The sequence below is a fragment of the Terriglobus sp. YAF25 genome (assembly GCF_052113305.1).
Classification (GTDB): Bacteria; Acidobacteriota; Terriglobia; order Terriglobales; family Acidobacteriaceae; genus Terriglobus.
In genome coordinates this window covers 1-5,428 of sequence record NZ_JBFRCY010000274.1, presented here as the reverse complement: position 1 = coordinate 5,428, position 5,428 = coordinate 1, and the positions used below count along the sequence as shown (strand labels likewise).

The window sequence follows — 5,428 nt, the reverse complement described above, 5'->3', positions numbered from 1 at the left end:
ATTGAGACAGACCCTGGGACCATCCGTAATCTTGATCTGCAGATTGCCACCAACTGGGCGAATCTGAATACCTCGATAAAGAATTACGAAGGCGCCATTCATCAGCAAAAGGATCGTGAGAACTTCGCCCATTTCAAGTCCCAGATTCCAGCCTATCTGAATGCGCAACAGCAATACCTGAAGGCAGGCGCGGGAAATCAGTCCTTAAGCAACCATGCGATCATTGCGGCAAATAGTAATGTTGTGTCCGCAATTCAGACGCTGATCGACTTCAACCGGACCGATGTCGATCAGGCGACGCAAAGCATTTTGAAGGCTATTGGGGCCGCGCGGGCAGGAATTCTGAGCGGCTTCCTGGCTGCAGTCCTGGTCTCCGCGTTCGTCGGCTACTTATTGTGGCAGATCATCACGCGGCCGCTCAGCACTCTCGTCGTCGGCATGGACGTCATCCGTAAGGGCGATTTCAGCCGAAAGATCAATCTGCAGCGGCAGGACGAGTTCGGGCTGCTGGGAGCGGGCTTCGACAATATGATCGACGACCTGAAGTTGCTTATCAGCCAGGTGCAGAAATCAGGTCTTCAAGTCAGCACGTCCATTACAGAGATTGCCGCGACGTCCAAGCAACAGCAGGCGACTGCGAATGAGATCGCCGCTACGACAACGGAGATCTCCGCAACCTCGAAAGAGATTTCGGCCACCTCCCGCGAACTTGGCAAGACCATGGCGGAGGTCTCAGCCGTTGCCGAGCAGACTGCGGTCCTGGCCGGAAGCGGCCAGGTCGGCCTCTCACGCATGGAAGAAACCATGAACCATGTTGTGGAGGCTGCCACCTCGATCAACTCTAAGCTCGCGGTGCTGAATGTAAAGGCAGGCAACATTAACCAGGTAGTTATCACCATCACGAAGGTGGCAGACCAGACCAATCTGCTCTCGCTTAATGCTGCTATTGAAGCGGAGAAGGCCGGAGAGTACGGCCGCGGCTTTGCCGTGGTGGCAAGCGAGATCCGGCGGCTCGCCGACCAGACAGCGGTCGCGACATACGACATTGAGTTGATGGTCAAAGAGATCCAGTCGGCGGTCTCTGCCGGCGTTATGGGCATGGACAAGTTTTCGGAAGAGGTCCGCCGCGGCATGCAGGAGATGCATCAGGTCGGTAACCAGCTGTCCCAGATCATTAAAGACGTGCAGACTCTTGTTCCGCGTTTCGAGACCGTGAATGATGGAATGCAGGCGCAGGCAATTGGCGCAGGACAGATCAGCGAAGCTCTAGGACAGTTGGGAGAGGCGGCCCAGCAGACGGTTGAGTCGCTGCGGCAGTCCAGCCTGACCATCGATGAGCTGAACATCGCGTCCAGTACGTTGCGAAGCAGTGTCTCCCGGTTCAGGTTGCAGGAATAGTCAGAGATTCCAGGTCCGTGTTGTAAGCAGAGTTTAGGGGCTGTGTGCATGCTGTTTCTTCTTCTTCAACTTGGCGATGACAGATATGCATTGAAGGCGAGCCAGATCGTTGAAGTGCTGCCTCTGTTGCAGCTTAAGAAGCTCCCTCAATCGCCTACGGGAGTTGCCGGGGTGATGGACTATCGGAACTCGCCAGTTCCGGTCCTGGACCTGAGCGAGTTGGCTACACAGCGTCCGTCATACCCCAAACTCAGCACGCGCATCATCGTGGTGAATCTTGCAGACGGTCAGGATGAAGCGCGGCTGGTGGGGCTGATTGCTGAAAACGTGACGGAGACCTTGCGACGAGATCCCGGGGACTTTGTCTTTTCCGGAATTGAGAGCAGCAGGACACCGTACCTTGGCCCTGTCGTCATCGATAAGCGTGGCATGATTCAGTGGGTGAAACCGGCTGCCCTGTTACCGGCGCCGTTATATGACGAGATCTTCAAGCAGTCCGCAGAGGCGCAATGGCAAGCATCGAGCTCATAGAGCTGCTGAAACAGAAGATAGGCCTCGATAGCTCCTCGATCGGCCCTGCTGCGATTGAGAGGGCGCTGCAGGTACGAATGTCTGCCTGTAAGTTGCAGCATGAGCAGGAGTACGTCGAACTTCTGTTTGTACGGGACAGTGAGCTGCAGGAGTTGATTGAGGCCGTGGTCGTGCCGGAGACCTGGTTCTTCCGCGATCGAGAGGCCTTTGCCGCGATGATCCGCCTGGTGCGGGAGGAATGGGCGCCTTCGCATCCAGAGGGGGTGCTCCGTGTGCTGAGTCTTCCGTGCTCCACAGGAGAAGAGCCTTATTCCATCGCGATGGAGCTTCTGGATGCCGGAGTTCCAGCGAAGCGCTTTCTGGTCGATGCGGTCGACATCAGCGAACGTGTCCTGCAGCTCGCGCAACGTGCCCTCTATGGCAGGAATTCTTTCCGCGGAAAGGATCTCCATTTTCGCGACCGCCACTTCGAGGCACAGGCAAATGAATACCGGCTTTCGAAGGTAGTTCGGCAGCAGGTCCGTTTCCAGCACGGCAATCTCTTTCATGCTGACTTTCTGCCCGGTTCCGCAATCTACGACATCATCTACTGCCGCAATCTCCTTATCTATTTCGACAGCCCCACACAGAAGCGCGCCATCCAGATATTGACCCGCCTTCTTACAACCAAAGGTGTTCTGTTCCTGGGTCCTTCGGAAACTTCTCTGGCTCCGCCGGATGACTTCGTTTCGTTGCGGATCCCGATGGCCTTTGGTTTTCGCAGGGTGGTTGATCTGCCGCAGCCGCAAAAAAGCAAGCACATTTCTCCGCCGAAAAAGCCCGCTTACAGCGGCGGTCGGAGGGTCGCAGTTGCCACCAGGCCGCCTGAGTTCAGCACTTCTCGCCCACTCGTCGCTGCAGCCAAACCGCGGCCCGCTCCACAGCCTTCGTCTCTGGAAGAAGCACAGCGGCTGGCGGACAGAGGTCTGCTTCGTGACGCCATCAAGCATTGCGAAGATCATTTGCGCCGCGAGGGGCCTTCAGACCAGGCATATTACCTGTTGGGGCTGATCCAGGATGCAACCGGAAAGCGCTCCGAGGCGACGGATGCATACCGCAAAGCGCTCTACCTCAACCCGAATCACTACGAAGCTCTAGTTCACCTGGCTCTGCTGCTTGAGAGCCAGAAAGATGTATCAGGCGCTCAAGCCTTGAACGCGCGTGCCCGGCGCCTGTTACAAAGGACGGCGCAATGAACCATCAGCCAACAACTCTCGACGCCGCGCTCCCGGCCCTCAACGACTGCTGGAACAAGATAGGAGTTGCCGGAGACGCCAGCTGCCCGGAGTTGCGGCAGCATGTCCATTGCCGTAACTGTCCGACGTATGCCGCAGCCGCGATCGTCCTGCTGGATCGAGATCTTCCTTCCGGATATCTGGCGGAGTGGAGCCTTCACTACGCGCAAAAAAAACAGGACGAGGAGTCGGAGACTGAATCGGCTGTCATCTTCCGCATCGGCGTGGAGTGGCTGGCGCTGCCCACATCGATCATTCAGGAGGTTGCCGGGACAAAAGCAATCCACACGCTCCCTGGGTTTCGCAGCAATACGCTGCTGGGCCTTACACCCATTAATGGCGAGTTGATTGTTTGTGTTTCGCTGGCCCGGGTTCTCGGCCTGGAGGAGAGTCATGCGTTGGCGCAAAAGAAAGAGAAGCTCATCAGCCAACGTTTTCTGATTGCTGAAAAGGAAGGTTGGCGTGTGACCTTTCCAGTAGACGAAGTCCACGGCGTGCAGCGTTATACGGTTCATCAGCAGCAACCGGTTCCGGCGACAGTCGCACATTCCGCAGGGACTTATACGAAGTCCGTCCTGCCCTGGCGGGACAAGAGCGTCGCTCTTCTTGATGCTGGCCTGCTGTTCCACGCGCTAAACCGGAGCTTGTCGTGAGCAAAGACCGCAGCCCGCTTTCCATCTCCGACCTGTTTCGCATCGAAACAGAGAACCAGGCCAAGGTGCTGGTCCAGGGCCTGCTTGCGCTTGAAAGCAATACCGCTGCTCCGGAACCACTTGAGGCTTGCATGCGAGCCGCACACTCCATAAAAGGGGCAGCCCGCATCGTCAATCTTCCCGCGGGCGTCGAACTGGCTCATGCGATGGAAGATCTCTTTGTCGCCGCACAGGAGGGAAGGCTGTCGCTTCACCATGCGCAGATTGATCTGCTGCTTAAAGGCGCGGATTTGATGCTGTCGATCGCAAAGAACCTGGAAGGGGAGCGCAGCAGGCCGCCCGAAGAGAAGAATCCCGAGGTCTCATCTTTTTTGATGAGACTAAGGGAAGCCCTTGAAAACCCTGATGGGCATGCAACCGCAGAAGATCTTCCACCGGCCACGGAAGACATGCAGGCCGGCTTCTCTCCGGAGATGCAGACGGCTGCGAACGGCCTTGTGTCCTCGAATGGAAATATCCGTCCTGCCGCCGACTTCGATTCGACGAGTGGCGTACTTCGCATTACCGCCGGCAACTTAAACCGGTTGCTCGGCCTGGCCAGTGAATCGCTTGTGGCTTCGCGTCAGCTTAAGCCGTTTGTGGAATCGCTTCTGAAGATCAAGCGTCTGCAGGATGCTTCGCTCCGGACCATGGACAACCTGCGCGAATCTCTGGCGCAGCATGTCAACGATGAGAGATACGCGTGGGTCGATACCGACACTGCGGAGCTTCGACGACTCATGCTGGAGAGTCAGCAGATGCTGTCGCAGCGGTTGGCGGAGCTGGAGATGCTTGACCRCCGCTCCACGGGATTGACGCATCGGCTCTACGACCAGGCGCTGGCCTGTCGCATGCGCCCCTTCATGGATGGCGTCCATCGTTTCCCTCGTCTTGTGCGCGATCTCGGGCATTCCCTCGGTAAGCGAATCAGGCTGGAGATTATTGGCGCGTCCACGCAGGTAGATCGCGAGATTCTGGAGAAACTGGACGGCCCGCTGAATCACCTCCTGAACAATGCCGCTGACCATGGCATTGAACCACTGGAAGAACGTGCCGCTTTGGGTAAGCCGCCTGAGGCTGTTATTACACTCGCGGCGCATCACAGGGCAGGAACGCTGCAGCTCACGGTATCGGACGATGGCCGCGGTATTGATCTTGAGAATCTTCGTTCTACGATCGTAAAGCGCCAGTTGAGCACAGAGGGCACCGCCGGCAAGATGAGCGAAAGCGAGCTGCTGGAGTTCCTCTTTCTGCCTGGCTTCACCATGAAAGAGGCGGTCACGGAGCTCTCAGGGCGAGGCGTGGGGCTTGATGTCGTGCAAACCATGATCAAGCAGGTGCGCGGCGTCATCACCGCGTCATCGCAGCCCGGTAAGGGCATGCAGTTCCAGCTTCAGTTGCCACTCACCCTCTCGGTGATTCACACGCTTGTCGTGACCATCGACAACGAGCTATATGCTTTTCCGCTCGCGCACATTCTTGCCACGGTGAAGGTGAAAAAAGAAGAGGTCGCTTCGATCGAAGGGCGTCAGC

5 protein-coding genes are annotated in these 5,428 nt (G+C 57.2%); all 5 read left to right on the top strand.

Annotation, left to right across the window (positions count from 1 at the left end; genetic code table 11):
- A partial coding sequence (locus AB4043_RS12930) for a methyl-accepting chemotaxis protein (protein WP_442307223.1) occupies nt 1-1,398 on the top strand: 1,398 nt, incomplete at its 5' end.
- Nucleotides 1,399-1,446: 48 nt separating this feature from the next.
- A complete protein-coding gene (locus AB4043_RS12925; RefSeq protein ID WP_442301771.1) occupies nt 1,447-1,929 on the top strand; it encodes a chemotaxis protein CheW in 483 nt (160 codons plus the stop codon).
- Complete coding sequence (locus AB4043_RS12920) at nt 1,908-3,164, top strand: CheR family methyltransferase (protein ID WP_442301770.1); 1,257 nt, start codon at nt 1,908-1,910, stop codon at nt 3,162-3,164. The genes AB4043_RS12925 and AB4043_RS12920 overlap by 22 nt, the downstream gene beginning before the upstream one ends.
- A complete protein-coding gene (locus AB4043_RS12915; RefSeq protein ID WP_442301769.1) occupies nt 3,161-3,856 on the top strand; it encodes a chemotaxis protein CheW in 696 nt (231 codons plus the stop codon). The genes AB4043_RS12920 and AB4043_RS12915 overlap by 4 nt, the downstream gene beginning before the upstream one ends.
- On the top strand, nt 3,853-5,428 hold a 1,576-nt coding region (locus AB4043_RS12910), incomplete at its 3' end, for a chemotaxis protein CheA (RefSeq protein WP_442307222.1). The genes AB4043_RS12915 and AB4043_RS12910, both read left to right, overlap by 4 nt.